The sequence below is a fragment of the Pseudomonas sp. 5Vm1k genome (genome assembly GCF_056161485.1).
Map to the genome: position 1 here is coordinate 205,104 of NZ_JBSPCZ010000008.1, position 26,043 is coordinate 231,146.

The window sequence follows — 26,043 nt, forward strand, 5'->3', positions numbered from 1 at the left end:
TACGGTCCTGGGCAACGACCTGAACAACACCTTGCTTGGCAATGGCTTGGCCAACAACCTCCAGGGCGGTGCCGGCAACGACATTCTCAATGGCGGCGCCGGTGCAGACACCCTCAGCGGCGGCACTGGTGATGACACCTACATCGTCGACAACGCCAACGACATCATCGTCGAAGCGGCCAACGAAGGCGTCGATCTGGTCCAGACCACCGTCAGCTACGTCTTGTCTGCCAATGTCGAAGCGGGTCAGCTGCTGGGCTCCGACAGCCTCTATCTGGTCGGCAACGACCTGAGCAACACCCTGACCGGCAACAGCGCCGACAACATCCTGGATGGCAAGGCCGGGGCCGACACCATGTCCGGCGGCGCCGGCAACGATACCTATGTGGTCGACAACATCGGCGATACCGTCCTTGAGTTTGGTAACTCCCTGAGCGAAATCGATACCATTGTGTCCTCCGTGAGCTACACCCTGGGGAACAACGTCGAGATCCTGACATTGCGCGGCGGCGATAACCTCAACGGTACCGGCAACGCCCTCAACAACACCATTACCGGCAACACCGGCAACAACATCCTCGATGGTGGCGCCGGTATCGATACCCTGATCGGCGGAACAGGTGCTGATACCTTCGTGTTCGGTGCAGTCAATGAAATGGGGGTAGGTGCTAACCGCGACGTCATCACCGATTTCAACAGCCAGCAGGGCGATAAGATCGATCTGACGAAGTTCGACGCCAACCTCCTGACCGCCGGTTTCAATGGCTTCAGTTTCATTGGTGCGAATGACTTCACGGGCGCAGGCCAAGTGCGCTTCGTCGACCACGTGCTGTCGGGCAACGTCACTGGCAATACCGGTGCGGACTTCGAAATTCAGCTGGTCGGTGTGAATACATTCAGCGCCAACGATCTGGTGGCCTGACGGTCATCGCAACAACCGCTCCCGGCCTGTGACCCAGACCGGGGTCAAAAAAAAACGCCCTGACATGTTCGGGGCGTTTTTTTGTGCCGGCTGCCGATTTGCCGGCTAGGCCAACAAGCCCAATTCTTTCGCCCGCGCCACTGCTTGCGTGCGCCGCTCAACCCCAAGCTTGCTATTGATATGACTAGCATGGGTTTTCACCGTATGCAGCGAAATGAACAATTGATCGCTGATTTCCTGATTAGAACAACCTTGAGCAATCAGCCGCAGCACAGCCAGTTCACGAGTGCTGAGGGTTTCCGAGCCTGGGGATAACTCCAACGCCGGACGTGAGGCGGCGGCAGGCAGTTTTTCTACAAGATTTTGTGAAACAGAGGTTGGGGCACAGAGTTGCAGTTGTCCCCGCAACCAGTCCGAATGCTCGGCAAACAACCCGTCGAACGGTTGCAGCACACCACCGGCCGCCGCTTCCAGTGCCTGCGCCAATGCCTTGCGGGCTTCGGGTTCACGTCCACCCGCCAGCAGCAACGCAATTTTCTGCGTCAGCGCCATCACGCTGAGCATTTGTCGTCCCGTCTGTTGACCATGTTCCAACAGCGCATTCAACCGCCCTTCGGCCAGCATTGGTTGGCCCTGAATCACATCAAGTAGCGCTTGCTGCAATTCGATGTGCAGCGGCAGTTGTGGATGGAATTCCGGCGGTGCCGCAGCGCGTTCGCCGTTGTAGGTCTGGCCCAGTCGGGCGAGCCAGGCTTCGGCCAGGTCGGTACGGCCCTGGGCCAGCCAGAGCTCGCATTTGACCAGGGTGATCATCGCCAGGTAGTAGATCGGTGGAACGTCCCAGATGTGCATCAACCGTTCGGCTTCGGCCAGTTCGGCGAAGGCTTTGGCGAACTCGCCGCTGTTGCCCTCGAGCCTGGCGATGACGCAATGGCCGATCAAGACGCTAATGTCGCGGCAGGCCCGCGCCTCGCTCAAACCGGCCTGCAATCGTAATCGTGCGGCCTGTGGTTGCAAGCGCAGGGCCAGCAGAAAGCCCTCGTACAACGTCAGTCGAGCCCGCACGGCATAGAGCCGTTGCGGCGACAAGCCGTGCAGGCGTTGCAGGCCCTGGCGGACTTCATCCAGCGAGCGCAGAATTTCTCCGCGCGCCTGCAACACCCGGGCGCGGTCGTAATGGGCCAGGGCCTCGAACAAGGGATTGCCGACCCGCTGCGCCAATTCCAGGGATTCACGGTTCAAGCCCCGGGCACGCCACAAGTCGCCATCGGCAATCGCCAGGTTGGACAAGGTCGACAGGCACATCAGGCGCTGGCCGTAACGCTTGGCCGGCAGGCTCTCCAGCGCTTCGCTGCAATAGAGCAGCGTCAGTTCGCGATTACCGCGCCCCCGGGCGATGATGCCGCTCAGCGCCAGCCATTGGGCCAGCATGGATTTCTGTGCTGTGGCCGATGGCGCCGGCAGGAAGCGGCTCAAATGACTGGCCAGCTCCTCGGCAGCGTCCAGCTGACAGGCCAGCCCCAACGCCCAGCTGTAGAGCACGATCAGCCTTGGCGTGCTGATCAGCAAGCTGTCGGGCAAGTCCATTTTCCAGCGCAGCAGCATGCCGACGTTTTGCTCCGCCAGCAGTTGTTCTTCCGACAGGTTTTGCACCAGGTTCGCCGCGACATCCAGGTGGCCGGCGCGCAAGGCCTGCTCCACCGCCTCATCAAGCAATCCTTGGGCATTGAACCAGCGGCAGGCACGTAAATGCAGGCTGGCCGCCGGCACCAGAGCCTGGGTCTTGGGCCGGGTGCGCAGCAAGTCGGAAAACAGGTGGTGATAACGGTACCAGTGACCATGCTCGTCCAGCGGCACCAGGAAAACCTGATGGGCCAGCAGGAAGCGCAGGATTTCCGCGCTGTCGTGGGCCTCGCGCACGGCGTCACACAGCTCGCTGCAAAAACGCTCCTGAGGCGCAGTGTCATACAGGAATGCCTGCACTTCGGCAGGCAAACAATCGATGACTTCTTCCAGCAGGTAATCGCGGATCAGCCCTTCCCCGCCGTGCAACGACTGCGGCAACGCACCGTCGCTGCCGGCTTCGGAAGCCGCCAGCAGCCAGAAACGCAGGCCGGCCACCCAGCCTTCGCTGCGCTGGATCAGGTTTTCCAGCGCCTCGCCACGCAACGAGCTGCTATGGCGATCAAGCAGGGTCAGGGCTTCGTCATGGGTCAGGCGCAGGTCTTGCTCGTGCAGTTCGAGCAACTGCCGCGACAGTCGCAGGCGCGCCAGGTGCCAGTCAGGACGTTGCCGACTGGTGACCATAACCAACAGGCCATCGGGCAGATGATTGAGGAAGAATTGCAGGCAGCGATCGAGCACCGGGCCCTGGGCCAAATGGTAGTCATCCAGCACCAGCAACAGGGGCGTACTCGACGATAAGTGCACGGCCAGTTCATCGAGCAAACCGTCCAGCCATTCTTCGAAGGCAAACGGTTGATGGCGTTGGCGCATTTTCAGCAATCCGAGTGCCTTGCTGCCCAGTTGCGGAAAATAGTCCTGAAGGCCTTCGAGCAAACGCTCCAGGAAACGCCCCGGATCATTGTCCCGCGGGCTCAACCCCAGCCAGAGGCTTTGCCAGTGCGCCGGCAAGCTTTGGCAGAACTCCACCGCCAACGAACTCTTGCCGAACCCCGCCGGGGCGCTGACCAGCAGCAATCGCCCCCCCAGCCCCGCGCTCAGGCGTTCGCACAAGCGAGGCCGCAGCACATGGCCGTCAGGCAACGGAGGTCGGAAGAAACGCCCGTCCAGTGCCGCGACGGCAACGCTTGCAGGACCCGGAAGTGGGGACAGATCAGTCATGGCCGGCTCTTGTTTGAAATGCTGTTGGCGGCGTTGCAGATGTCCGCAGACTAGCGGTAAACGAAGAGGTATTGAAGGTTGTTGCTACAAATGGCTACAAAAAGACTACATGCAAAGATGTCAGCGGTTTTCCTGAGAGACCGTGTCGCGCCCTTCGCGAGCAAGCCCGCTTCCACAGGGAGCGCGTTCCTCCATGGGAATGCGATCAATTGTGGGAGCGGGCTTGCTCGCGAAGAGGCCATCAGCATCACCACACCTTTCGCAGCGCCCCAAAAAAAAACGCCCCGAACCAGTCGGGGCGTTTTTCGAGGATGCGGCCTCTGTCTACAGCGTGTTAGCGAACGCCATCCTGACGCAGTGCGGCCGGGGTGAAGTCGCTGGTGGTGGCGGTGAAGCCGAAGTCATACGCCTGTTTCTCTTCGTTCTTCATGCCCAGTGCCAGGTAGCGACCCGATTGCAGGTCATACAGGGTTTCCAGGGCGTACCACGGCACTTGCTTGTCGTAGTAGTTCTCGGCGTGAGCTTCTGCAACGCGCCACAGTTGATTACGACCGTCGTAGTGATCGATCACCGCAGCCTGCCAGGTGTCTTCGTCGATGTAGAAGTCACGTTTGGCGTAGATGTGGCGCTGACCTTCCTTCAGGGTTGCAACCACATGCCAGACCCGGCGCAACTCGTAACGAGCCAGGTCCTGGTTGATGTGGCCGGCCTTGATGATGTCGGTGTATTTCAACTTCGGATCATCGAGCTTGTAGCTGTCGGAGGCGATGTACATCTCTTTCTTGCCTTCGAGTTTCCAGTCGTAACGGTCTGGTGCACCGTTGTACATGTCCAGGTTGTCGGAGGTACGCAAGCCATCGGCGGCAGTACCCGGCCCGTCATAGGACACCTGCGGGGCACGACGCACACGGCGCTGACCGGCGTTGTAGACCCACGCCGAACGCGGCTCTTTCACTTGGTCGAGGGTTTCGTGCACCAGCAGCACGCCACCCGCCAGACGTGCCGGCGCGGTTACTTTCTGCTTGAAGTAGAACAGGATATTGCCCGGGTTTTTCGGGTCGTAGTCCTTCATCTTGTCGCGGAACACGAACTGATCCTGGAAATACACCAGGCTGAACGAGCCGTTCGGCTGTGGCGTGGCCTGGGTTACCAGACGGGTCACGCTGCCGCCGCGATAGCGGGTGATGTGGTTCCAGATGACTTCTACGCCGCTTTTTGGAATCGGGAACGGAACGGCGGTTTCGAAGTTTTCCAGACCGTTACCGCCGGACACCAGATTGGTGGCGGTGGCGTTTTTCTTGATGGCGGCAAACACGTCATCCGGCACGGTGGCACCGCGATGGGACGGGTAGACCGGCATCTTGAAGGTTTCCGGGTAACGCTTGAACATCGCGTACTGGCCCGGGGCAAGCTTCTCTTTGTACTGGTCAACGTTCTGCGCGGTGATAGTGAACAGCGGCTTTTCACTGGCGTACGGGTCGGACAGGAAGCCCTTGCTGTCGACGGAGCCGGCATTTTTGGCCAGTGGTTTCCAGGCCGGGATCGAACCGTCGGCATTGCCCGCCATCTCGGCGCCCATCGGCGTCAGGCTCTTGCCCAGCTTGTCCGCTTCAGCGGCAGGCACCGCTGCCATGACGCTTGTCGCCAACAGCGAAAGCCCCAGAACACCGGCGTGGAACAGACTCTTTGTTATTTTCATATGTGTGTTCGTCCTGAAAAAACAGTGCTTAGAAGTTCACGCCGACGCTGAGCGCAACAAAGTCGCGGTCATCCACGGTGGTGTACTTGCCATCAAAGAAGTTGGTGTAGGCCAGGCTCGCGGTGTAGGTGTTCTGGTATTCGGCATCGACGCCCAGGCTAACGGCTTTGCGACCTTCCTCGAAGTTACCGCCAGGGCCTGGCGAATAACCGCTGACGTCATGGGACCAAGCCACGTTCGGCTTGAGGTTCACACCGGCGAATACATCGTTGTATTCCCAGATGGCCCGACCGCGATAACCCCACGAGGTGGCTGTGGTGAAGCCATCGTTGTTGCAGTTGCGACTGCGGTTGTTCTGCGGAGAACCAGCACCGGCGCCATTGATGGTGCTGGCGTTGAGGATGTTGGCGCAGGTATCGATGCCGCCAGTGGCTGGCAACTCACCCGGGCCGTAGACCGGGTCACGGCCGTAACGCACGTCGGAAGTGCTTTCCAGGCCGCCGACGTGGGTCACGCCCACCTCACCCACCAGGGTCAGACGGCTGGCGCCCATGACCTGATCGAAGAAGTGCGTCAGGGTGGTCTGGAACTGGGTGACTTCCTTGCGGCGATAACCGTGCAGGTCCTGGCCTGGTGTGCCGGTCAGCAGCGAAGCGTTGGACAGCGCGCCACCGATAGGACGTACGCCGGCGAACAGGATGTCGGTGGAGTTCAGTTGCACCGGCGCGTTCGGACGGTAGCTGATCTCACCGCTCCACGCCGTACCGGTAGGCAGGGTGGTGGAGAAGCTCAAACCGTAGAGACGGATGTCTTCAGGGTACTCGACGAAGTACTCCGAGTTACCGGCCACCAGCAGGGGGGCAAGTGCAGCGAACGGCCCTGGCAGCGCCCGTGCGGTGTTGTAGACCGACTGCGGAGCACCGGTGGCGCTGAAGATCGGCGCGCGGCTGTGGTAGTTCATGAAGTAGGCGCCGAACTCGGTGTCCAGCGGGTCGAACATGTACTTGAGGGACGCGCCCCACTGGCCGCTGTCACGGGCGTCGCGATCGCCACCGCGCTTGACCAGCACACCTTCTTCGTTGACGTCGACGCCATTGGCGGCCAATGGGCCCAACGCAATGGCCGGGATCTGCGAACGCTTGTTCAGCACGCGCAGGTTGTTGTCGCAACCGTCGGCAATGATGTCTGGCTGAGAGAAGAATGTGCCGCAGTTATCGACGACAGTCTGGTCCCACTCAAGCTGGTAGAAGGCTTCGGCCGAGAGGCTTTCGGTCAGGCTTTGGGACACGTAGAACATGTTGACCGGGATCAGGCCTTCCTTGATCTCGGCACCCGGGCGACGGAACGCCGACACATCTATCGGGTTGATCGAGTTGATGCCGCCACCGATGAAGGTACTTTCACCCCAGCTCACAACCTGCTTGCCCAGACGTACGGAACCCGGCTCATCGGCAATGGAGTAGTTGTGGTAGATAAAGGCGTCGAGGATCTCCCCGCCGGAAGACTTGGCGCCTTCCTTGCGGTTGTCGTTGCTGACGTTCTTGAATTCCAGGTCTTCGTTTTGCAGCGCGAAGTCATACCAGTATTTACCGCGTACGAAGACGCCGGTATCGCCGTATTTCAACTCAAGGTCATGGATGCCCTTGAAGATCTTCGAAAAGGCCTGGCCGCTCTTGAAGTTCAAGTGACCATCATCGGAAGTCTGCGACAGGCCATGCCCGCCGTTGTTCACGCCGATCAGGTTCTTGTTGGGCTGCTGGGTTGAAACACTCATGCCCAGGGAGAGCGACGAGTCGAACTGACCTTCGATTTCACCGACATTGAAACTGACGCCGAATGCGGGCCCGGCGAGCGTAGAGGCAAGACTGACCGCCAGGGGTAATTTCGCCCGGCGCCAGAACTGGTTTACTGATGTCATCGACGCTACTCCATGTGCATTATTGTTATGGCAGTGAGTACTTTTAAAAACGTTGTGGAAGACCGGAAGCCAAGGCGTCCCGAATTCATTCCCAAGGTGCATCGCCCCGTTTGTGCGTTTGCTCCGTTCTTAAAAATCCTTGAGCGGACTATAGCCAGCAGGTAGTACTGCTTGATCCCTCTAAAGTGTGATTTGCAGCTGCCGGCCACTCTGGAACAGTCCTTTCGCCAGTCCGACACATGTCGGCACGGCAAGGATGGCTGAAAATTCGGATTTAACAAGCCAAGCGCTTGCTTGGTGGGGCTGGCGTGCCTTTTCGGGCACGCCAGCGAACAGCGGAAAACGCTTAAAGCGTCGAGAGGAAGGTGCTGTTGTTGGCCTGCCATTCAGTGATGTCGAGGCGGATACGCTTTTTGTCGAGCTTGCCGACGCTGGTCTTGGGAATTTCAGTAACAAGGGCGATCTGGCTCGGGATCGCCCACTTGCTCAGGTGCCCCAGCTCAACGAACGGCTTGAGGTGTTCCTTGAGTTCACGAGCCCCGATCTCATGCCCTTCGCGGATCACCAGCAGCGCAAACGGCCGCTCGCCCCACTGCGGATCGGCGATGCCCACCACTGCTACTTCGCGTACCGCTGCGTGACGACTGATCAGGTCTTCAAGGTCCAGGGAGGAGATCCATTCGCCACCGGTCTTGATCACGTCCTTGATCCGGTCGCGAATGTCGATCACGCCCATGCTGTCCAGGGTCGCCACGTCGCCAGTGTGCAGCCAGCCGCCGGCCCAGAGCTCGGCGCCCTTCTGCGGCTCGTTGAAATAACCCTCGGTGAGCCACGGCGCACGCAGCACCAGTTCGCCCTGGGTCTCGCCGTCGGCGGGCAGGAAGTTGCCCTCGGTGTCGACAATGGCTGCCTCCACCAATGGCCCCGGCACGCCGGCCTTGATTCGGTACGTGGTGCGTTCGTCTTCGGTGCCGGCCATCAACTCGTCATTGAGGTGGGCGCAGGAAACCAATGGCCCGGTTTCCGACATGCCGTACGCAGCCGTCAACTGAATGCCCTTGGCCTTGGCGGCTTCGTACAACGTACGGTTGAGCGCGCTGCCGCCGATGACGATTTTCCAGCCGCCGAAATCGGTGCCCTGGGCGCCTTTGGCATTGAGGACCATTTGCAGGATGGTCGGCACACAGTGAGAAAAGGTGACCTTCTCCTTGCGCCACAACTCCACCAGGTATTCCGGGTCGTAGCGACCGGGATAAACCTGCTTGAGCCCGAGCATTGTCGCCACGTACGGCAAGCCCCAGGCGTGCACGTGGAACATCGGCGTAATCGGCATATAGACGTCGTTGGTGCCTAACAGCCGCACGCTGTCGATGGCACCCATGATCGTCGACACACCCATGGTGTGCAGCACCAGTTGCCGATGGGTGAAGTACACGCCTTTAGGGTTGCCGGTGGTGCCGGTGGTGTAGAAGGTGGTCGCGACCGAGTTTTCGTCGAAATCCTGGAAGTCGTACTGCGTGCTCGCGGCGGCCAGCAATTGCTCGTACTCACCGACGAGGTTCGGCAAGTCGGCGGTTTTCTCTGGCAGGTCGGTCAGCAGCAGGGTTTTCTCGACCGTCGTCAGGCGCCCGGCGATGGCCTGGTACAAGCCCACGAACTCACTGTTGACCAGCACGAAGCGGTCCTCGGCATGGTTCATGGTGTAGAGGATCTGTTCCGGTGACAGGCGTACGTTGATGGTGTGGATCACCGCGCCGATCATCGGGATGGCGAACATGCATTCCAGGTAACGATGGCTGTCCCAGTCCATCACCGCCACGGTATCGCCGGCCTTGACCCCGGCCGCCGTCAGCACATTGGCCAACCGTGCGACCCGTTCGATCAGGGTCGGATAGCTGTAGCGCAACTGGTCGCGGTACACGATCTCGCGGGTTTTCTCGTAACGAGCGCCGGACATCAGCAGTCGTTTAATCAGCAACGGATACTGGTAGGCGCCTTCGGCTGGCGGGATAACGCGAGTCTGCAACATAAGAATCCCTTTTCTGACTGCACGGTCGTGGCTTTGAAGATAACTACTCTAGAGCCCTTATACGCCAACCAAATCAGCCAAAGGTATGATTTGCAAAGCCGTACAAATGCTAGCTTTGCGCCAGCATTTGCAGGATGTCGCCACCGGTTACGCCGTTTGTCCTACGGCAGCCTCAGACGGTGTGCGTGGGAAAACCAGTGCAGCCACGAAGGTCAACGCCGCAAAACCCGCCAATATCAGGTAAAGCCCTACAAATCCCTGGCGCGGTTCGACGAACGAAATCAGCGGAATCGCCGTCGCGCTGGCGCCGAAGGATAAACAGTAACGCAGCGCAAACACCCGAGATTGCCATTGCGGTGCGACGAAGTTGGCAACCATCGCGTCATTCACCGTGACCTGGCCAAACACCACGAACATAAACGCCGCGCCCAGCGCAATCACGGCCCAGCCGTCGACGTAGGCCAACCCGAACAACAGCGGCGCCTGGCACAGCGTCAACACCATGAACGGCCATTTCAGACTGAACCGATGCAAGATCCGGCCGATGCTCAGTTGCGCCACGGCGCCGAAGGCATACGCCAGGCTGACCACGACGCCCAGGGTTTGTGGCGACGCAAACAGATCATGCAGGCGTTCCTGGAACAGTTTTGGATACGTCATGGTCGTGGCGTTGAATACCACACCGCCAGTGGCCGTGGCCAAGGCAAGTACGCCGAACACCATGAGCATGGAAATCCGCTGGCCTGCCGCGCCTTTGAGCGGTGAGTGGGGACGCTTGGGGATCGGCTCCTCACGCACCTGCAAGGCAAAACCGATACCCAGGGCAATCGCCACCACACCCGGCAGAATGAATGCCGAACGCCAGCCAAACTGCGCCACCAGCAACCCGGTGATCAGCGCCGAAAACGCCACACCAAGGTTGCCCCACATGCCGTTGATGCCGATTTCCCGGCCACGGTTCTGCGCATACGCCACCAGCATCGCGGTGCCGACGGGGTGATAGATCGCGGCAAAAATCCCGATCAACGTCAGGCCAAGCACCAGCATCGGTGCGCTGCTGCTCAACCCGGTGAAGATCGCCGAAACGCCAATGCCGAAGAAAAACACCAACATCATTTGCCGCCGACTCCAGTGATCCCCCAGCCAACCGGCCGGTAGCGAACAGGCGCCGAACGCAATGAAGCCACCGAGTGACAAGCCGATCAGCGCGGCGTAGTCCAGCGCGAAGGCCTGGGTCATGCCAAGGATGGCGGCGGGAAAAATCAGCATGAACATGTGGTCGATCACATGGGCTGCGTTGATGTAGCGGATGACATTTCTGGACTGGTTCATCGCGGCACGCTTTACGTTGTAGTGAGCGGCTTATGCTAAGTTGGCGAAAAAGCGTATTCCTGACAACAAAGTCATCGGATCTGACATGTTAATCAGCCATTTCCTGCACGGCCCGGTCAGTGCCTATCCACGGGATTACGTGGACGGCGCTCATCAAGAGCTGCATCAACACCGCGAAGCGCAATTGCTCTACGCGGTTTGCGGCACCATGCGGGTGGTCACCGCGCACGGTGCGTGGGTCATTCCGCCGACCCGGGCGGTATGGATTCCGCCGTTGGTGGCGCATGAGATTTTCATGTCGGGTCAGGTGCGCATGCGCTCGCTGTTCATCGCCGCTGAATTGTCACCGTCCAGTCTGCAACAGTGCTGTGTGCTGGCGGTTACGCCGTTGCTGCGTGAACTGATCCTGCGCGCGGTTCAAGGTCCGCAATACGCGGAAAATCCGTTGATTCAGAGCCTGATGCTCGAAGAAATCGCCGGCCTGGAAAACCTTCCCCTGCACATCCCGATGCCCGAAGACCGGCGCCTGCAAGGCATCTGCCTGGCACTGCTGCGCGCACCCGACCACCCCAACACCCTGGAAGACTGGGCACAGCAAGTCGGCGCCAGTTCACGAACCCTGGCGCGGTTGTTCCAGCAACAACTGAAAATGAATTTCAATGCCTGGCGCCAGCAACTACGCCTGATGGAAGCCCTGCCCCGCCTGCTCGCCGGAGAAAGCGTGCAGAGCGTGGCGCGGGATCTGGGTTACGGCAGCGCTCGGGCGTTCAGCGCGATGTTTCGCCGTTTGCTTGGGGAGAATCCCCGGGAGTACTTGAACACGTTGAACAAATTGAGCGAACTCAATCCGGTTCTGTAGGAGCACGGCTTGCCGGCGATGGCGATCTCAAGGACGCCTTCGCCGGCAAGCCGTGCTCCTACGGGAGCGCGTTCTATCAATGCATCTCGGTGAACGCGAGTTTCACGCCGATGCCGATCAGCACCGCGCCCATGGTTCGGTCGAACCAGTGGCCCATGCGGGCGAAACCGGCGCGTACCCGTTGTTGGCTGAACAGCCTGGCTACCAGGCAAAACCACAGCGCCGTCGCAAAGGCGAGGTAAATCCCATAACCGGCCTGCACGGCGAGCGGTGTGTGCGGGTTGATCACCACGGTGAACAGCGACAGGAAAAACAGCGTGGCTTTCGGGTTCAGGCCATTGGTCACAAAGCCGGATGTGAAGGCGCCACGGGCAGTGCGCTCCCCGACTTCCTTGTGCAGGTCGTCCGTCACCGGTTTGGCCGGTTGCGCGCGCAGGGCCTTGAAGCCGATGTACAGCAGGTACGCGGCGGCGGCCCATTTCAAGGCGTTGAACAGCACGATCGACTGGGACACGATCAGGCCGATGCCGAGCAGCGAATAACCGACGTGCAGGAAAATCGCCGTGCCCACACCCAGCGCAGTCCAGGTCCCGGCACGCCGACCGTGGGTCACGCTTTCGCGCACCACCACGGCAAAGTCCGGGCCGGGGCTGGCGACGGCCAGCAGGTGAATCAGGGCAACGGTCAAGAATTCTGTCCAGTACATGGGAGCTCCTCTGGGGGCAGATCGGTCGAAATGAAACTCACAGGCTTGCCATCATCCCTGTGGGAGCGGGCTTGCTCGCGAAGGCGGTGTATCAGTCAACATTTGCATCGACTGATACGACCTCTTCGCGAGCAAGCCCGCTCCCACAGGATTCAGCATCCGGCCGGGTAGGCGTAACCATTTGTTTCATCTGTTAGGCTCGGCAGATTACGCCTTCAGTTCATTGCACAAAAGGTACAGTTGATGACGAACTCTCGCCGCGCCGTTTTCCTCGACCACCCGTCCCTGGATCTGGGTGACCTCGATCTGACGCCTTTGCGCGACTGTTTCAGCGACTTGCAATTGTTCGCCCAGACCACGCCGGACCAAGTGATCGAGCGTCTCAAGGGCGCCACTGTTGCCATCAGCAACAAGATCCTGATCGATGCCGCCGCCATCGCCGCCAGCCCTGACCTCAAGCTGATCCTGATCACCGCCACCGGCACCAACAACGTCGATCTGGCCGCCGCCCGCGCCCACGGGATTACCGTGTGCAACTGCCAGGGCTACGGCACGCCGTCGGTGGCCCAGCACACGATCATGCTGTTGCTGAACCTGGCGACACGCCTGGCGGATTATCAAAAAGCCGTCGGCGAAGGTCGCTGGCAGCAAGCCAAACAGTTCTGCCTGCTGGATTACCCGATCGTCGAACTTGAAGGCAAAACCCTCGGCCTGCTGGGCCACGGCGAGCTGGGTGGTGCCGTCGCGAGACTGGCCGAAGCCTTCGGCATGCGTGTGTTGCTGGGGCAGATTCCCGGCCGCCCTGCCCGCCCGGATCGCTTGCCACTGAATGAACTGCTGCCACAAATCGACGCCTTGACCCTGCATTGCCCGCTCAACGAACACACCCGTCACTTTATCGGCGCCCCTGAACTGGCCTCGATGAAACCCGGTGCCTTCGTGGTCAACACTGCTCGCGGTGGCTTGATCGACGAACAGGCGCTGGCCGATGCGCTGCGCAACGGTCACCTCGGTGGCGCGGCCACCGATGTGCTGAGCGTCGAGCCACCGACCGCCGGCAATCCGCTGCTGGCCCATGACATTCCACGGCTGATTGTCACCCCGCACAACGCTTGGGGCAGTCGCGAAGCGCGGCAGCGGATCGTTGGCCAATTGACTGAAAACGCCCAGGCGTTCTTCAGCGGTACAGCGCTGCGGGTCGTCAGTTGATAAACTGCCGCACTTTTTTTCAAGGAGCAGAGTATGGATCCGCGCAGTGAAGTACTGCTTCGTCAGGCCGAGTTATTTCAGGGTTCGGTGTTGCTGGCCGGTTTGCCCGCCGACGATTTGCTCGGTCGCCTGCCCGATGCCCACGGCTGGTGCTGGCATGCCGGCGATCAAGCGGCGCTGGACGCACGCTTTGCCGAGCGCAGCCAGTTTGGCGTGAATGCGCCCGAGCGCGAGTTCGAAACCGCCGTGGTGTTCCTGCCCAAGTCCAAGGACCTGACCGACTACATCCTCAACGCCCTCGCCTCACGGCTGGCCGGTCGCGAGTTGTACCTGGTGGGTGAAAAACGCAGCGGCATCGAAGGCGCGGCCAAGCAACTGAACCCGTTTGGCAAATCACGCAAACTCGACAGCGCACGGCATTGCCAGTTGTGGCTGGTCACCGTGGCCAACGCGCCAGAAGCCAAGTCGCTGGAAAGCCTGGCCCAGGAATACGAGCTGCCATTGGCCGAAGGGCCACTGAAAGTTATCAGCCTGCCCGGCGTCTTCAGCCATGGTCGCCTGGACCGTGGCAGCGCCCTGTTGCTGGAACATCTGGACAAATTGCCAAGTGGCCACTTGCTGGACTTCGGTTGTGGTGCCGGTGTGCTGGGCGCGGCGGTCAAGCGTCGTTATCCACACAATCAGGTGACGTTGCTCGACGTGGATGCGTTTGCTGCCGCCAGCAGTCGCCTGACATTGGCTGCCAATGGTCTGGAAGCCGAGGTGATTACCGGTGACGGTATCGATGCGGCGCCGATGGGTTTGAGTGCGATTTTGAGCAACCCACCGTTCCATGTCGGCGTGCACACCGACTATTTCGCTACCGAGAACTTGCTGCGAAAAGCGGCCAAACATCTGAAAAACGGCGGCGAACTGCGCCTGGTCGCCAACAGCTTCCTGAAGTATCAGCCGCTGATCGAAGAGCACCTTGGGGTGTGCGCGATCAAGGCCGAAGGACAGGGTTTCAGAATCTACCGGGCTAAACGCGGCTGAAACTTCTTTTAAAAAAGAGGCTTGCCCAATCGGTTTTGCCTAGGCAGAATCCGCTCCGTCCTAGGGGAGTAGTCTCCCACGAGCGCCATGCTCGTCCGGCATACGTCAACATACTTGGTCAACAGACCATGGCGTATGCGACCTAAGCGTCCGCACAGACGGATCGCCAGGGTTTGACAAGACCTATGACACGAACACCTTACCCGGGGCGGGAAGGCTGTACGTGTCATAGCCGTGTCGACCCGCCCCTTAGGAAAACCCTGATGCTGGATTCACTTCTCGTTCCCACCGCAATCGTTGCCTTGGCCGAAATCGGCGACAAGACGCAACTGCTCGCGCTCATTCTCGCCGCTCGCTTTCGCAAACCCTGGCCGATCATCGCCGGTATCGTTGCCGCGACCCTGGCCAATCACGCGGCAGCCGGTGCGGTAGGCGCCTGGTTTGGCAGTTTCTTCTCGAATGCGACGCTGCACTGGATCCTTGCCGCGAGCTTTACCGCGACCGCGCTCTGGACTCTGGTGCCGGACAAGATGGACGACGACGAAGCCAGCACCGCCCGCAAGTTCGGACCGTTCCTGACCACGCTGATTGCGTTCTTCCTCGCCGAGATGGGCGACAAGACCCAAGTCGCCACGGTGATGCTCGCCGCGCAATACCCGGACCTGTGGCTGGTGATCATCGGCACCACCGCCGGGATGTTGATTGCCAACGTGCCGGTGGTACTGGCGGGTAACTTTGCGGCGGACAAACTGCCACTGACGTTGATCCGTCGACTGGCCGCGTCGGCGTTCTTCGTATTGGCGATTGTTGCGGTGTACAAGGCGATGCAGAGCAGTGGGTGGGTTTGACGGCATAGGTCGGTAGACCGCGTAATCGTTCTTCGCGAGCAAGCCCGCTCCCACATTGGATCTCCAGTGTTCACAAATAGTGTGGTCACAAAAAATCCCCTGTGGGAGCGGGCTTGCTCGCGAAGGCGTCAGCAGCCTCGCTACATCTCTATCAGGATTTCGCGGCTTTCTCGTACAACGGCATCACTTTAGGAATCGCCGCCTGCAACGAGGAAATACGACTGGCCGACGCCGGGTGAGTGCTCATGAACTCCGGCGGCGAACCTTCCGAAGCCTTGCTCATCTTGTTCCACAAAGTGATTGCGGCGTTCGGGTTGTAGCCGGCGCGAGCCGCCAGTTCCAGGCCAATCAGGTCGGCCTCGTTTTCATTGGCGCGGCTGTTGGGCAAGGTCATGCCGTAGTTGGCCACGGTGTCGGCCAGGGCCAGGCTGTCCTGACCCAGACCGAACAAGGCACCGGCGCCCTGCTTGGCCATCTCGATGCCATAGGCCTTGGACATCGCTTCACGACCATGCTCGCGCAGGGCGTGGGCGATTTCATGACCCATGACCGCAGCGATTTCATCGTCGGTAAGTTTCAGACTGTCGATCAATCCGGTGTAGAAAATGATCTTGCCGCCAGGACCGCAATTGGCGTTGAGCTCATCGCTCTTGATCAAATTGACTTCCCACTTCCACTGGGCCGAATCCGGACGGAAGTTCGGTGCCTGGGCAATCAGCCGGTTGGCAATCGCCTGGATACGCTTGGCGTCGGTGCTGGTCTTGTCCAGCACGCCTTGGGTGGTCGCCTCTCCTACTGTCTTCTGATAGGACTGGGCATACATCTGGTTGACCTCATCCGAGGACAACATGCTGAACATGTACTGTTTACGCTCAACGCCAACGGCTCCGCCGCTGGTGGTGTTGACCGACTGACAACCGGCCAGCAGTAACGCTGCGCTCAGTGCACTTACAACCAATGTCTTGTTCATCAAAAAGCTCCCTGAAAACATGCCGCGTATCCTAGGCGGCGAATTGTATCGGCGCCAGATACAACAGACGTGTAACACGCACTTTTTGAACAAGATTGTTGTTGATGCAGGAAAAAATTCACATAAGCCCACACGCCACGCCCGCAACGCTCTGATTGCGACATCCAGCACTCCAAAACAGCCATTTCGCCATCACCCGCTCATGCTCCCCGATTGACCTGCCGATACAACAGCGCAGACGTCCTCTTGCGTGCGGAGCACCCATGAAATTCAAGTCGATCCAGTTTTCCGTTGCGGCCCTTGCCGGCGCCATCGTCCTCAGTGTCGTGGCGGCCCTGGTGCTGTATGCGCTGTTTTCCGGTGCGCGCACGCAAGACATGGTCCAGGAACGGACCCAGGCACAGTTCGAGCAAGTCATCGAACAACGCCTGACCTCTCTGGCACAAACCCAGGTCAGCCAGATTCAGCGCGAACTCGAAGCGCCGCTGCTGATTGCCGGCGGACTGGTTCGGGTCAACGAACTGATCGGCACACCGGGGGCCGACGGTCAGCCGCAACTGAACCTCAGCCGTGAGCAGTTGATCAGCCTGATCAAGGAAAACGTCACCAAGAACCCGAAAATTCTCGGCACCTACATCGGCTGGGAAAAAAACGCACTGGACCACAACGATGCGGCCTACGTTGACACCAAGGTGGTCGGCATCGACGCGGCCAACGGGCGCTTCCTGCCATGGTGGTTCCGCAACGAAGACGGCAGCCTCGGCCTGGACAAACTGGTGGACGTCGACGACCAGAAAACCCTGTCCACCGGCGTACGCGCCAGCGAGTACTACCTGTGCTCGAAAGAAACCAAGAAATCCTGCGTGATCGATCCGGCGCCCTACAAGGTCGGCGACAAAATCGTCATGCTCGCCTCCTTTATTGAACCGATCATGCTCAACGGCGCCTTCCAGGGCATCGTCGGCGCTGACCTGTCGGTGAACTTCATCCAGGAAATGCTCCTGGGCGCCAACCAGAAACTCTACGGCGGCTCCGGCGTGATGGCGCTGATTGGCGGCAATGGGCGGATCGTCGCCTACACCAAGGACCCGAGCAAATTCGGTGAAAAGGTCAGCGACATCCTCGATAGCCAGCAGATTGCCAATATGTCCAATCTCAAGCGCGGCGAAGTGACCTACACCGTTGACAAGGCCCAGGGCCGGATCGAGTTGTACCTGCCGTTCGGCATCGGCCAGACCGACGCCCGCTGGACGCTGATGCTGCAACTGCCGCTGAACGCGGTCATGGCGGACCTGCAAAAACTACAGGGCGACCTGGATAAACAGCGCAAATCCGACACCTTCGGCATGGCCATGGTTGGCCTGTTGATCGCCGGTATCGGCTTACTGGTGATCTGGCTGGTAGGCCACGGGATTGCCCGTCCGCTCAAGCAAATGGTGGCCATGCTCGACGACATCGCCCAGGGCGAAGGCGACCTCACGCGCCGCCTGACCAGTGATCGCGCCGACGAATTGGGCTCGATCGCCAAAGGCTTCAACACGTTCCTGGCCAAGTTGCAGGTAATGATCACGCAGGTGGTGACGTCGGTGCAGAGCGTCAGTGATTCGTCGGAACACACGGCCGACATCGCTATCCGCACCAACATTGGCGTGCATAAACAGATGGCCGAGATCGATCAAGTGGCCACGGCGGTGCATGAAATGACTGCTACTGCCCAGGACGTGGCACGCAACGCGACGTCGGCGGCGCAAGCTGCCAGCCATGCGGATAAAGCCGCGGCGCAAGGCATGCAGATCGTGCGCGATACGTCGAATTCGATTGGCGTGCTGGCCGTGGAAATCGGCAAGGCCGTCAGCGTGGTGCAAACCCTGGCCAAGGACAGCGAGAACATCAACGCGATCCTTACCGCGATTCGCGGGATCGCCGAGCAAACTAACTTGCTGGCCTTGAACGCGGCGATTGAAGCGGCGCGCGCTGGTGAACAGGGCCGTGGGTTTGCCGTAGTGGCCGACGAAGTGCGCAACCTGGCGCAGAAAACCCAGAAGGCCACTGAAGAAATTCAGACCATGATCCAGCAACTGCAACAAGGCACCCGCGATGTGGTGCGGGTCATGGAAGACAGCCAGAACCGCACCGACGAAAGCGTGCAACATGCGGCGAAAGCGGCCGAAGCGCTGGAGACGATTACTCAGGCAGTGTCGGTGATCAACGACATGAATACGCAAATTGCCAGTGCGGCCGAGGAACAGAGCGCGGTGGCGGATGACATCAACCGTAACGTGATCAACATCGGGCAAGTAGCCAATGAAGTGGCCGGTGGCGCGGATGAATCGAGCGCAGCCAGTGCGGATCTGACCAAATTGGCGGAACAGCAGCGGCGGTTGATCAATCAGTTCAAGGTTTGATTCGAGGGCCTCTTCGCGGGCAAGCCTCGCTCCTACAGGAGATCACCGTCCCCCTGTAGGAGCGAGGCTTGCCCGCGAAGGCGTCAGCCCAGGCACCGAATCAACCCGGGGTCAAACACTCCGGCCCATTCAACTTCGGATCATTCACCAGATTGGCCAACACCCGCTCGCGCAACGCCGCGGGCTCACTGGCCAGCAACCCCTGCAATACATGCAACGGCGTCTCGGGATCAAGCCACGCTTCTTGCCCCGCCGCATCCAGAATCAATGGCCGACGCTGACTCGCTGCCGGTTGGGTGATCACCGCAGTACTCAGCCACACCTGCTCCTGCACCGGATACGCTTCCCATATCGCCGCGAAAAACAGCGCCGAGCCCTCGCCCGGCGTCAGCCAATACGGACGCTTGCGCGTGGTGCCGCGCCATTCGTAGAAACCATTGGCCGGCAGCAGGCAGCGGCGCTCGCGCAGGGCCTGGCGAAACATTGGTTGTTCGGCCACGGTTTCGGCCCGGGCATGGGCCGGCGTGCGCGACAGATCGGTCAACCACGGCGGCGTCAGGCCCCAGCGGGCACGGGCCAACTCGCGCTGACCGTCCGTGCCGGCACGCAGCATCAACACCGAATCGTTGGGGGAAATATTCCACTGGGCCTGCTGATCGGCAGGAAAGCCAGGCAGGGCCGCGAAGGCGGGGTTCCAGCGAAACAGGGCATAACGTCCACACATGGGGCAACACGACTCTTGATAAAACGAACGTCAGCCTAACAGACCAGGGTGCCGGGGAAACTTTCCGGTTCATCGCCGGGCATCGGCAGCGCGGCATTGTAGGCAGTGATCAGCTCCCGGGCGTATTCGGCCTGGTCGTTATCCACCGACAATCCCAGCAAACCGTAGATCGGCAACTCACCGGTGCCGCCGAGCAAATCGCGCCCCACCAGATGCGCCTCGATGCCCTCGCTGGCCAGCATTCCTTGCAGCAACTCGCCTTCCATCAGGTTTTCCGGTTCGTAGATTCGCTGCATCGGATGCCCCTTTCAGTCGTTCTCGCTGTGAACTTCGAGCAACCATTCCTGACCATCGGTTTGCAGGACAAAGGTAATAGGACGACAACACACCGGACAATCCTCGATATAGGTCTGATCGCCGCCAGACAAATCCAGCACGGCCTCGGCCTCTTCACCACAATACGGACATTCGTAGCGCTCGGTTTCCAGCATCGCGGTCTCCCAGGTGACTTGTGCGTATAATCGCCGGTCTATTTGCAGGGCTATTTTTGTCTGGCTACCTTTTCAGACCGTGCCCCGTTGGTTTTTGATCAAAACCTTTACTTACCCTAGCCGTTTCTAACAAGAGAGCATGATGGGCGAATTCGATGCCATCCGACCTTACGACGACAGCGAAGTCCCTGCAGTGCTGGACCGGCTGCTCGGCGACAAGGCATTTCTAGACATCCTCATCCACTTCCGCTTCCCGCGTTATGCCGGTGCCTTCGGCTGGATGCTCAAACCTCTTATAGCTCATCGGCTGCGCCGTGAGTTCGCCGGCGTCAATTCGGTGGCCACATTGCAGGACAAAGTCGAGGTTTACGTCGACCACACCATCGAGCGTGCCACCGACGGCGTGACCTACACCGGCGTCGAGCAGTTCAAATCCGGCAGCGCCTACCTGTTCATCGCCAACCACCGCGACATCGTGATGGACCCGGCCTTCGTCAACTACGCCGTGTACCACGCCGGCCTGCCGACCCCGCGCATCGCCATTGGCGACAACCTGCTGCAAAAGCCGTTTGTCAGCGATTTGATGCGCCTGAACAAGAGCTTCATCGTGCACCGTTCGATCACCGGTCGCCGCGAGAAGATGGCGGCTTATCAGCTGCTGTCGGCCTACATCAACCACTCGATCCGCAACGATTGCGCCTCGATCTGGATCGCCCAGGCTGAAGGCCGGGCCAAGGACGGCGACGACCGTACCGAGTCGGCGATCCTCAAGATGTTCCACATGAGCCGCAAGGACGAGCCGTTCGGCGAAGTCATTCAGTCGCTGAACGTGACCCCGGTGTCGATCAGCTACGAATATGACCCGTGCGACCAGGCCAAGGCCCGCGAACTGTTCATCCGCGCCACCACCGGCAGCTACACCAAAGTGCCGGGCGAAGACGATGTGAGCATTGCCAAGGGCATCACTGGCTACAAGGGCCGGGTCCACGTGAACTTCGCCAAGCCGATCACCGAGCTGTTCGACGACACCAAGCAATTGGCGATCGAGATGGACAAGCAGATTCTCGGCGGTTACCGGTTGTTCCCGGTGCACTACCTGGCTTATGCGCAGTGGAAGGACGCGGATCCGCAACTGCAGGTGCCGACAGCCGCCGAGGTATTTGCGGCGGATGAACTGGCCAAGGCTCAGGAAGAGTGGCAGCGCCGGCTGGAGGCTTGCCCTGAGGAACATCGCCCGTTCATGGTGTTGCAATATGCGACGCCGGTACGCAATCAGTATCGGGTGAAGGCTGGGTTGCCGCTTTAAGATTTTTTAAAGCAAGATCAAAAGATCGCAGCCTTCGGCAGCTCCTACAGGGTGAACACAAATCCCATGTAGGAGCTGCCGAAGGCTGCGATCTTTTGCGTTTAAAGACTCAAAACTGGGTGCTGATCCACGACACGATCAACGCCACGCCCAGGCAAGCAAAACCGAATCGATAGAAAAACCGGTTCATGCGCATCGTCGCACCGTCCAGCATCAACATCGGGTCATCAACACGACGGTTCTGGGTGGCAGCCTCAAGAATCGCCAGCGCGCGCTGTTCGCGGCGGCGTGTGGCATGCAGCAGCCAACTGCCCGGGAATGCCAGCAGCAAGGCCAGCAGGTTGATCAACTTGGCGGGATGGTTGGTAAACAACGAAATCAAATGCAACGACATCACGGACCTCGGGCAAAACTAAGGTGACAGGCGCCAGACCGACGACCGCGGCGCGGATTCTACCGAAAGCCTGTCCGCCTGCCCTCCCCTTTGCGACAAATAACGAACCACTTGGCCGATTCCTGTCCGGCGTCACGGCATCGTCATCTGAATGCGCCAGTCTGTCGCCCCTCGAAACCGACACAGAGCACACCATGCTGCACGCCGAAAACCAGGACCGCCTCTACCTCATCGCTCAAAGCGACGAACAGCAGAATCTCGTCGGCAGCCTTGCCTTCAACGTCCAGGACCGCCACTGGCTGGTGTATTGCGCGCTGGGCGGGCATCAACATGCGGACTTGCCAGAGACGGATTTGCTGACGGGCGTGAGCGTGCTGGACTTCTATTCCGAAGCCGCCTGACCCACCGCCCCCTGTAGGAGCGAGGCTTGCCCGCGAAGGCGGTATGTCAGTTGCCGGGATGTTGGCTGACACTCCGTCTTCGCGGGCAAGCCTCGCTCCTACAGGGATGGTGCAAAACCGGTGGGCATGAAAAAGCCCGGGGCCATCACTGGCGCCGGGCTTTTTTACATCTCGCGAACGCTTATTCGCCGAGAATCTGACCCACTGTCGGGTCCTTGAACAGACGCGTCAGGGCGTCGCTCAACACGTCGCTGACCAGTTTGGTGTTGGTTTCCTGGTTCGGCGCCATACCAAAACGCTGATCCAGGGAAGCACCGTAACGGCCGCTGTAACGGCGATTGGCGTTCTGCACGTCGGAGCGGAAGGTCGCGCCGATGGTCGCTTCAGTCACGTACATGCCTTCTTTAGGCGACTGATACTTCAGTTCGGCCAGGGTCACGGTCAACTGCGGCGCGTTCATGCCGTTGGACACCGGGGTGAAACCCAGCAAACGCACGGCGGCTTCGGCCTGGGCCTGCAACTTCGGCAGGATCTGCGCGCCCTGCACGGTGATTGCGCTGGTCTCAGGGTACAGACCGCCACGGGTCCCCAGGGTTGGCGATGGACGACCGTCCACCACACGCACCACCACTTGCTGGCCATGGCCAACCGGCGCCAGCTGAGTGGTCAGCTTCGGTTCCGGGTTCAGTTGTTGCGGGCTGTGGGCGCAGCCGGCCAGGGTCAAACCGGTCACAGTGATCAAACCGAACAACAGGCGTTGCAACATGCTCTTCTCTCCAGAATCAGGCACAAACAGGCCCGCAGTATAGCGGTGGGCCACTGCAGCGAACTAGGGGACTTCAACGATTACTGAAATCTCTGACAAACCCTGCAGACCGCGGTTCCTGTCACACAGCTGTAACCGCTCATACACGTTCACGTCACGGCCTGCTGGCAACCTTCACAGCAGTCACCCCACAAGGTACTTCGCCATGCGTTATCTGATCTCGTTGTTCGCGCCACGCCCGCTGCACCGCAGTTTTGCCTTGCTCGATTGCAACGGGCATTGCCAGGCATTCAAGCAGTGCAGCCTGCAGCCCATGGGCGATGGCTGGGTCGAAATCGAAGAAATCCGCCTCAACTGGCTCCACCATCCACTGCCCCCCAGCGCCCGCGTGCGGCAGCATCCGCGTCGCTCACGGGTACAGGCGCTGTTGTCCATCTGACCAGACGCCTAATAAAAGTCATTATTGACGACCATTTCCCTGCGTTTCTTAGATACAATCTCCCCCCGATTATAAGGACGTCTCCTGATCGGGCCTCGCAGCATCGTCAATGCCTCGGTATTGGCACCCCGCACCGCCCACAGAGAGCCGCCCACACAGATCGAGTGAAGCTGGCGCGCTTGCTGTTCCTTGAGCAAAAACCCCACTTTTCGCGAATCTGCAGAGCTGTCATTACGCTCGGTTACTGAGCTGTTTGCCCGTTTTGCCTGTCATGTATCCCATGCCGGCAATCCATCCGGGCACAGTGCCAGGCTGGGACAGCCCTTTTTTGAGGTTCACGTCTTCAAAAGAGCGTGAAAAAAACGGGTTTTCACAACTTCACAAGAGTGTGGCGAGCAAATGAATAGTTTTGCGTCTGAACATGCACCATTAGCGTCTGAAACAGCCCAACGACACAGGACCGAGTATTCCTCGAACACCGGAGCCTGAAGCCTGTCCGCTACGGATTTGGTTGCACAAACGGATGTCTCGACCATAAGTCGAATTGCCAGTTGCGCGTTGAAGTGAGTTCATAGGGCTCATTAACCCAACCGGTAGCGTCCGTCGAAGTTGCGAAAAATTGCGAAGATTCGGACATGGCGATACTGCCATGGGTACGTGGGGCATCACTGACACGCCCCGGAACGCCTGGCAGCCATGCCGACAATTTGGTGCTGCAGATTTTGGAGACGCGTTAAATGGCGCATAACGAAGCAGTCGACGTAGTACTCGTTGGGGCCGGCATCATGAGTGCCACCCTCGCTGTACTGCTCAAAGAGCTCGACCCCGCGATCAAGCTGGAAGTCGTCGAGCTGATGGATTCCGGTGCCGCGGAGAGTTCCAACCCGTGGAACAACGCCGGTACCGGTCACGCCGGGCTGTGTGAGCTCAATTACACGCCACAGGCCGCCGACGGCACCGTCGACATCAAGAAAGCCGTGCACATCAACACCCAGTTCGAAGTGTCGAAGCAGTTCTGGTCGTACCTGACCAAGAAAGGCACCTTCGGCTCGTGCAAATCCTTCATCAGCCCGGTGCCGCACCTGAGCTTCGTGCAAGGCGACAGCGGCGTGTCCTTCCTCAAGTCACGCTTCAACGTGCTGAGCAAGCACCACGCCTTCGCCGACATGGAATACACCGAAGACAAGGCCAAGATGGCCGAGTGGATGCCGCTGATGATGCCGGGCCGCTCGCCTGACGAAGTCCTCGCCGCCACCCGCGTGATGAACGGCACTGACGTCAACTTCGGCGCCCTGACCAATCAATTGCTCAAGCACCTGACCAGCGCACCCGATGCCCAGGTCAAGTACTGCAAGCGCGTCACCGGCCTGAAGCGTAACGGCAGCGGCTGGACCGTCAGCATCAAGGACGTCAACAGCGGCAACACCCGTGAAGTCGACGCCAAGTTCGTCTTCCTCGGCGCTGGCGGCGCGGCATTGCCGCTGTTGCAGGCGTCGGGCATCGAAGAAAGCAAAGGCTTCGGCGGCTTCCCGATCAGTGGCCAGTGGCTGCGTTGCGACAACCCGGAAGTGGTCAAACACCACCAGGCCAAGGTCTACAGCCAGGCAGCCGTGGGTTCGCCACCGATGTCCGTGCCGCACTTGGACACCCGCGTGGTCGATGGCAACAAGTCCCTGCTGTTCGGGCCATACGCCGGCTTCACTACCAAGTTCCTCAAGCACGGCTCCTTCATGGACCTGCCGCTGTCGGTTCGCGCCGGCAACATTGGCCCGATGCTGGCTGTAGCCAAAAACAACATGGACCTGACCAAGTACCTGGTCAGCGAAGTGATGCAGTCGATGGAACAGCGTCTGGAATCCCTGCGTCGCTTCTATCCGGAGGCGAAAGCCGAAGACTGGCGCCTGGAAGTGGCCGGCCAACGAGTGCAGATCATCAAGAAAGACCCGAAAAAGGGCGGCGTTCTGCAGTTCGGTACCGAACTGGTCGCGGCCAAGGACGGTTCGCTTGCCGCCCTGCTCGGCGCTTCGCCAGGTGCTTCGGTGACCGTTTCGATCATGCTTGAGCTGATCGAAAAATGTTTCCCGAACAAAGCGTCCGGTGAGTGGGCTGCCAAACTGGCGGAAATCTTCCCGGCTCGGGAAAAAGTTCTGGAAACCGACGCGGCGCTGTATCGCAAGATCAACGCGCACAACAACGTCGCCCTGGAACTGGTTGAAGCCAGTAACGAGACCGAAAGCTACGCTTGATTCGGCCTCACAAAAAACGCCCCGTTCTCAGTGAGAGCGGGGCGTTTTTTTTATGGCCGGTGAAACAGTGACCTTAAGATCTGCGGTGGCAGTTACACCGCTTTCGCGAGCAAGCCCGCTCCCACAGGGAAATGCATTCCAAAATGTGGGAGCGGGCTTGCTCGCGAAAGGGCCAGCACCAACAACCGGTATCTGTGGGATTAACCGCGAGCCTTGGCAATCAACTCGATGTATTCGGCCGCGTTGCGCTGATCCTTGATCACTGCGACGAAATCATTGCCGTGCTCATCCTTGCCATCCAGATCAAACCCGGCCGCGACAAAAAACGTTAGGAAGCGCTCGAAGTCGTCGATACGCAGACCGCGATAGGCCTTGATCAGTTTATGCAGGGACGGCGAAGTGGCGTCGACCGGTTCAAAATCGAGAAACAGTTTGATCTGCTCATCGCCGATCTCGTCACCAATCACTTGCTTCTTATCTTTACGCATTGCCGACTCCAGCTC

23 protein-coding genes, 1 pseudogene and 1 riboswitch are annotated in these 26,043 nt (G+C 59.7%); of the genes and pseudogenes, 11 read left to right on the forward strand and 13 right to left on the reverse strand.

Features of this window, described 5'->3' with window-relative positions; translation table 11 throughout:
• Positions 1-922 (forward strand): calcium-binding protein (locus tag ACWIKB_RS17820; RefSeq protein ID WP_475268483.1); only part of this gene is annotated, 922 nt, incomplete at its 5' end.
• A gap of 105 nt (positions 923-1,027) precedes the next feature.
• Here ACWIKB_RS17820 and ACWIKB_RS17825 read toward each other — a convergent pair.
• The 5 genes from ACWIKB_RS17825 to ACWIKB_RS17845 form a co-directional block, all read right to left on the reverse strand.
• A complete protein-coding gene (locus ACWIKB_RS17825; RefSeq protein WP_475268486.1) occupies positions 1,028-3,766 on the reverse strand; it encodes a winged helix-turn-helix domain-containing protein in 2,739 nt (912 codons plus the stop codon).
• 334 nt (positions 3,767-4,100) lie between these two features.
• On the reverse strand, positions 4,101-5,465 hold the full coding sequence (locus ACWIKB_RS17830; protein ID WP_475268489.1) for a DUF1329 domain-containing protein: 1,365 nt from the start codon (positions 5,463-5,465) through the stop codon (positions 4,101-4,103).
• A gap of 28 nt (positions 5,466-5,493) precedes the next feature.
• Entirely contained in the window at positions 5,494-7,383 is a 1,890-nt protein-coding gene (locus tag ACWIKB_RS17835) for a DUF1302 domain-containing protein (RefSeq protein ID WP_475268490.1), read from the reverse strand.
• Positions 7,384-7,729: 346 nt separating this feature from the next.
• Positions 7,730-9,412: a fatty acid--CoA ligase gene (locus ACWIKB_RS17840; protein WP_475268492.1), complete on the reverse strand. Its 1,683-nt coding sequence runs from the start codon at positions 9,410-9,412 to the stop codon at positions 7,730-7,732.
• Between the two features lie 147 nt (positions 9,413-9,559).
• Complete coding sequence (locus tag ACWIKB_RS17845) at positions 9,560-10,744, reverse strand: MFS transporter (protein ID WP_475268493.1); 1,185 nt, start codon at positions 10,742-10,744, stop codon at positions 9,560-9,562.
• Between the two features lie 85 nt (positions 10,745-10,829).
• On the opposite strand from ACWIKB_RS17845, the gene ACWIKB_RS17850 reads away from it, so the two are divergent.
• The gene (locus ACWIKB_RS17850; RefSeq protein WP_475268495.1) at positions 10,830-11,603 is read left to right on the forward strand and encodes an AraC family transcriptional regulator; all 774 of its coding nucleotides are present in this window, start codon (positions 10,830-10,832) and stop codon (positions 11,601-11,603) included.
• A 76-nt stretch (positions 11,604-11,679) separates the two neighbouring features.
• Here ACWIKB_RS17850 and ACWIKB_RS17855 read toward each other — a convergent pair whose 3' ends face one another.
• Entirely contained in the window at positions 11,680-12,309 is a 630-nt protein-coding gene (locus ACWIKB_RS17855) for a LysE family translocator (RefSeq protein ID WP_475268497.1), read from the reverse strand.
• 243 nt (positions 12,310-12,552) lie between these two features.
• Between ACWIKB_RS17855 and ACWIKB_RS17860 the strand changes: the two genes are divergently transcribed.
• From ACWIKB_RS17860 to ACWIKB_RS17870, 3 genes are all read left to right on the forward strand, one after another.
• Entirely contained in the window at positions 12,553-13,518 is a 966-nt protein-coding gene (locus ACWIKB_RS17860; protein WP_475268498.1) for a 2-hydroxyacid dehydrogenase, read from the forward strand.
• A gap of 33 nt (positions 13,519-13,551) precedes the next feature.
• Positions 13,552-14,550 (forward strand): methyltransferase, encoded by a 999-nt coding sequence (locus ACWIKB_RS17865; protein WP_475268499.1) that lies wholly within the window; start codon positions 13,552-13,554, stop codon positions 14,548-14,550.
• 50 nt (positions 14,551-14,600) lie between these two features.
• A riboswitch (yybP-ykoY riboswitch) is annotated at positions 14,601-14,725 on the forward strand.
• An 88-nt stretch (positions 14,726-14,813) separates the two neighbouring features.
• Entirely contained in the window at positions 14,814-15,398 is a 585-nt protein-coding gene (locus tag ACWIKB_RS17870; protein WP_054045620.1) for a TMEM165/GDT1 family protein, read from the forward strand.
• A gap of 151 nt (positions 15,399-15,549) precedes the next feature.
• Here ACWIKB_RS17870 and ACWIKB_RS17875 read toward each other — a convergent pair whose 3' ends face one another.
• Complete coding sequence (locus tag ACWIKB_RS17875) at positions 15,550-16,368, reverse strand: M48 family metallopeptidase (protein WP_475268500.1); 819 nt, start codon at positions 16,366-16,368, stop codon at positions 15,550-15,552.
• 1,352 nt (positions 16,369-17,720) lie between these two features.
• Here ACWIKB_RS17875 and ACWIKB_RS17880 point away from each other — a divergent pair.
• Both ACWIKB_RS17880 and ACWIKB_RS17885 read left to right on the forward strand, forming a co-directional pair.
• Positions 17,721-17,915: pseudogene (locus ACWIKB_RS17880) on the forward strand (HAMP domain-containing protein); the annotation flags it as partial.
• Positions 17,916-18,029: 114 nt separating this feature from the next.
• Positions 18,030-18,773 (forward strand): methyl-accepting chemotaxis protein, encoded by a 744-nt coding sequence (locus tag ACWIKB_RS17885; RefSeq protein WP_475268630.1) that lies wholly within the window; start codon positions 18,030-18,032, stop codon positions 18,771-18,773.
• A 100-nt stretch (positions 18,774-18,873) separates the two neighbouring features.
• Here the strand turns inward: ACWIKB_RS17885 and ACWIKB_RS17890 are convergent, their stop codons facing one another.
• From ACWIKB_RS17890 to ACWIKB_RS17900, 3 genes are read right to left on the reverse strand one after another with little or no spacing between them, the layout of a single operon-like run.
• Positions 18,874-19,497, reverse strand: coding sequence for an SOS response-associated peptidase (locus tag ACWIKB_RS17890; protein WP_475268501.1), 624 nt, complete (start codon positions 19,495-19,497; stop codon positions 18,874-18,876).
• A 35-nt stretch (positions 19,498-19,532) separates the two neighbouring features.
• Positions 19,533-19,793, reverse strand: a complete 261-nt coding sequence (locus tag ACWIKB_RS17895) for a putative signal transducing protein (RefSeq protein ID WP_123509219.1) — start codon at positions 19,791-19,793, stop codon at positions 19,533-19,535.
• Between the two features lie 12 nt (positions 19,794-19,805).
• A complete protein-coding gene (locus ACWIKB_RS17900; protein WP_475268503.1) occupies positions 19,806-19,988 on the reverse strand; it encodes a CPXCG motif-containing cysteine-rich protein in 183 nt (60 codons plus the stop codon).
• 142 nt (positions 19,989-20,130) lie between these two features.
• Between ACWIKB_RS17900 and ACWIKB_RS17905 the strand changes: the two genes are divergently transcribed.
• Positions 20,131-21,294, forward strand: coding sequence for a 1-acyl-sn-glycerol-3-phosphate acyltransferase (locus tag ACWIKB_RS17905; protein ID WP_475268504.1), 1,164 nt, complete (start codon positions 20,131-20,133; stop codon positions 21,292-21,294).
• Positions 21,295-21,403: 109 nt separating this feature from the next.
• Here ACWIKB_RS17905 and ACWIKB_RS17910 read toward each other — a convergent pair whose 3' ends face one another.
• The gene (locus ACWIKB_RS17910) at positions 21,404-21,688 is read right to left on the reverse strand and encodes a hypothetical protein (protein WP_475268505.1); all 285 of its coding nucleotides are present in this window, start codon (positions 21,686-21,688) and stop codon (positions 21,404-21,406) included.
• 194 nt (positions 21,689-21,882) lie between these two features.
• On the opposite strand from ACWIKB_RS17910, the gene ACWIKB_RS17915 reads away from it, so the two are divergent.
• Positions 21,883-22,089, forward strand: a complete 207-nt coding sequence (locus tag ACWIKB_RS17915; protein WP_054045634.1) for a hypothetical protein — start codon at positions 21,883-21,885, stop codon at positions 22,087-22,089.
• Positions 22,090-22,270: 181 nt separating this feature from the next.
• Here ACWIKB_RS17915 and ACWIKB_RS17920 read toward each other — a convergent pair whose 3' ends face one another.
• Positions 22,271-22,855 carry a YajG family lipoprotein gene (locus ACWIKB_RS17920; protein WP_054045636.1) on the reverse strand — a complete coding sequence of 195 codons (585 nt, stop codon included), beginning with the start codon at positions 22,853-22,855 and terminating at the stop codon, positions 22,271-22,273.
• Positions 22,856-23,060: 205 nt separating this feature from the next.
• Between ACWIKB_RS17920 and ACWIKB_RS17925 the strand changes: the two genes are divergently transcribed.
• Entirely contained in the window at positions 23,061-23,294 is a 234-nt protein-coding gene (locus ACWIKB_RS17925; protein WP_475268506.1) for a hypothetical protein, read from the forward strand.
• A gap of 737 nt (positions 23,295-24,031) precedes the next feature.
• Positions 24,032-25,540 carry a malate dehydrogenase (quinone) gene (mqo, locus tag ACWIKB_RS17930; protein WP_475268507.1) on the forward strand — a complete coding sequence of 503 codons (1,509 nt, stop codon included), beginning with the start codon at positions 24,032-24,034 and terminating at the stop codon, positions 25,538-25,540.
• A gap of 200 nt (positions 25,541-25,740) precedes the next feature.
• Here the strand turns inward: mqo and ACWIKB_RS17935 are convergent, their stop codons facing one another.
• Positions 25,741-26,028 carry a PA4642 family protein gene (locus ACWIKB_RS17935; RefSeq protein WP_429512428.1) on the reverse strand — a complete coding sequence of 96 codons (288 nt, stop codon included), beginning with the start codon at positions 26,026-26,028 and terminating at the stop codon, positions 25,741-25,743.
• Positions 26,029-26,043 lie beyond the last annotated feature (15 nt).